Here is a 2,658-nt window from a genome sequence, read left to right as displayed (position 1 = left end):
AAGTTGATTGGGTAGACGTAAAAATTGATAAGAATAATAAAAAGATTGATACTACATTACGTGTTAACCTAAAGGATGGCGGAGCTGAAGGGTTAAAATGTACGACAAGAGATATAGATCCCGATCCAAAATTTAGAGAACCGGTAACACAATGTCCGTGGGATAAAATACCAAAAACAAAATTAATTTCAGGAAAACCACCGATAAAAACTAGGACAAGAAGTTTTGCAGATTTGGAGAAACTGGCAATTGATGGGCTTAACTACCATTGGGGAAGAAATAAAAATCATACAGCGGCTAAAGACGTCAAAATTGTAGACGAATCATATGAAGTGTTTTTAAATGCAATAAATACTGAAAATAAGACGATGGATGATATAAGTTTGGTTTACAACACTAATGGAGGTTGGATGAGATCGGGAAATCCTGGTTCAACAACAGGACATCCTATATCTTGGATTGGAAACTTAGTATCTCGAGAAGCTATTTGTTACAATGTAGGATATATAAAATACTCTAATGGATGGGGATATTCATATGAAACCAGAGAGGATTTAGATTTTAAAGATACTGCGGCTCATGAAATAGGGCATGAAATATTAAAATCCTATGGTGGAGTTGAATATTCTTACGGTCATAAGGGAAGTTCAGAAGTTTATTCTTTTGATCAACACACTAAAGATAATGCGTCAGAATTTCCAATAAGTGGTGAAATTGATTTGATGCCATATTACAGGGATAATATTTTAGGAAATGAACATAAGCAGCCTAATTACTTTCTTAGACGGGTGGCAGCGGAAAAAGATGTTTTAAGTTTATTATGGTTAACAAAAATCAACATATTATGAGATTATTAATATTACTTTTATTAATTTCAATGGGATGTAATCAGCAGAACTATGAAGGGTATGTATATGATGCTATTGATAAAAAACCAATCTCGGGAATGCAGGTTTTGGATCTTGAGAATGGCACTAAAACAACGACAGATCAAAAAGGATATTTTAATTTGAAAAAAAATAATGATATTTCTTCTTCGTTAACTTTTTATAAAGAACCTTATTATCAAGATACAATTTCTTCAATACAAATTCAAAATGGTGAACGACAAAAGGAACTATTCAAAGGAGAGGATATATTTATTTTGAAAAAAAAAGCAAGAGATTCTATCATTAGAAAAAACGGTTTATAGCTAAGTATCTTATTATATAAAACTTACTTCAAAAGAGGCAATTGCTTATTATAAAGAAGAACCGATAAAAAGTAGGACAAAAAGTTTTGAAGAGTTACGGAATTTAGCATTGGCTGGGATTAAACAATATTGGTCTAGAAATAATAGCAACATTGGCAAAGGGGTGAATATTAATGATGAATTATTTGAAGCATTTGTTAATGCCCTACAAGATGAAAATGGTATGAAAGCCCCCGAGATAATTTATTTTACCAATTCCGAAAATGGTACATTAACCGTTCTCATAATTGGGAATTGGATAGAGAGCTTTACTACAAAGTAGGGTATACATATTATTCTGATAGTAAAAATGATAGCACTAAGGGATGGTATTGCCGCAAAACTTCGTTTGCCGATTTAGTTTTTCAAGAAACATCTGCTCACGAAATAGGACATCAGCTATTATTTGATTTTAGAGGAAGAAATTATACTTATAGTCAAAAAGGAACTTCAGGCCCTACTTGGATTCAACAAGATCCATTGCCAGGAACAAAATATCCTCCAAGCCCAAAAGAAATTGATTTGATGAAATATGCAGAAGGAAATGAACCAATAGATTATTATGACAGGTTGGTTTTATCACAAGAAGACTCATTGGGTATTGGGTGGCTAAGTAAAATTAAAATTTTAAGTATTTATTGTGTCTTTTATTTACTGTTATCGTGTAATTCAAAAATAAATAACGAAGTTCAAAGAAAAACTGTAGAATGTCAGTACACGACAAAAATTTAATTCCTTAAAAACTAGCAAATTAATGATGTTTTAATTTGCTAAAAGAGCTGATTTTCGGTATATTAAAGTATTATTTCTTACGTAATGCTTATCAAGAAAACCAGCTCAGGTCACGAAGATACAGAATTGCTAGAAGTATTTAAAGGTCATTTTACAGGAGTTCTCAACTTAGCCAGGATCCGTCTTATCTGTTTAGTTATAAGCGCTCTGTGCAAAGTTCGGTCTGTGAATTTTTCAAAACTTTCCTCTGGATTTGACAATGAATCCTCATTTTCAAGTAATTACCGTAGAATTCAATGTTTTATGGCAGGAGTGGATAATCCCATGAAATGGATTTCTCAGCTTATTTCAGCCTGCTCCCGCACCCTGCATCAGTGACTTTGGTGCTTGACAGGACAAACTGGAAGCTGGGAAAAAAGGATATTAATATACTGATGTTGGGGGTAAGTTATAAAAACGTAGCTTTTCCTTTGATGTTTAAAATGTTGGATAAAAGAGGAAATTCCAACACCTCTGAGCGTATACTGCTGATGAAAGAATTTATAGATTTGTTTGGAAAAGAATGCATAGATTCCCTTTTAGCTGACAGAGAGTTTGTAGGGAAAGAATGGATTGCTTTTTTAAATCAAAACAAAATGCGCTATCACATCAGAATACGTAATAATTTTAAAATTTATGACCCCAGAAGGCAGATG

General features: G+C 32.7%; 3 protein-coding genes and 1 pseudogene. All 4 read left to right on the top strand.

What is annotated here, in order from left to right; translation table 11 throughout:
• Positions 1-848: pseudogene (locus B4E95_RS03970) on the top strand (hypothetical protein); the annotation flags it as partial.
• Positions 845-1,192, top strand: a complete 348-nt coding sequence (locus B4E95_RS03965; RefSeq protein WP_291090093.1) for a carboxypeptidase-like regulatory domain-containing protein — start codon at positions 845-847, stop codon at positions 1,190-1,192. The pseudogene B4E95_RS03970 and the gene B4E95_RS03965, both read left to right, overlap by 4 nt.
• 294 nt (positions 1,193-1,486) lie before the next feature.
• A complete protein-coding gene (locus B4E95_RS03960; RefSeq protein WP_291090090.1) occupies positions 1,487-1,963 on the top strand; it encodes a hypothetical protein in 477 nt (158 codons plus the stop codon).
• A gap of 329 nt (positions 1,964-2,292) precedes the next feature.
• A partial coding sequence (locus B4E95_RS03955; protein WP_291090087.1) for a transposase occupies positions 2,293-2,658 on the top strand: 366 nt, incomplete at its 3' end.

Origin of the sequence: Empedobacter sp. UBA7494 (assembly GCF_002478465.1) — a bacterium.
Lineage (GTDB): Bacteria > Bacteroidota > Bacteroidia > Flavobacteriales > Weeksellaceae > Empedobacter > Empedobacter falsenii_B.
This window is presented reverse-complemented; position numbering and strand designations above follow the sequence as displayed.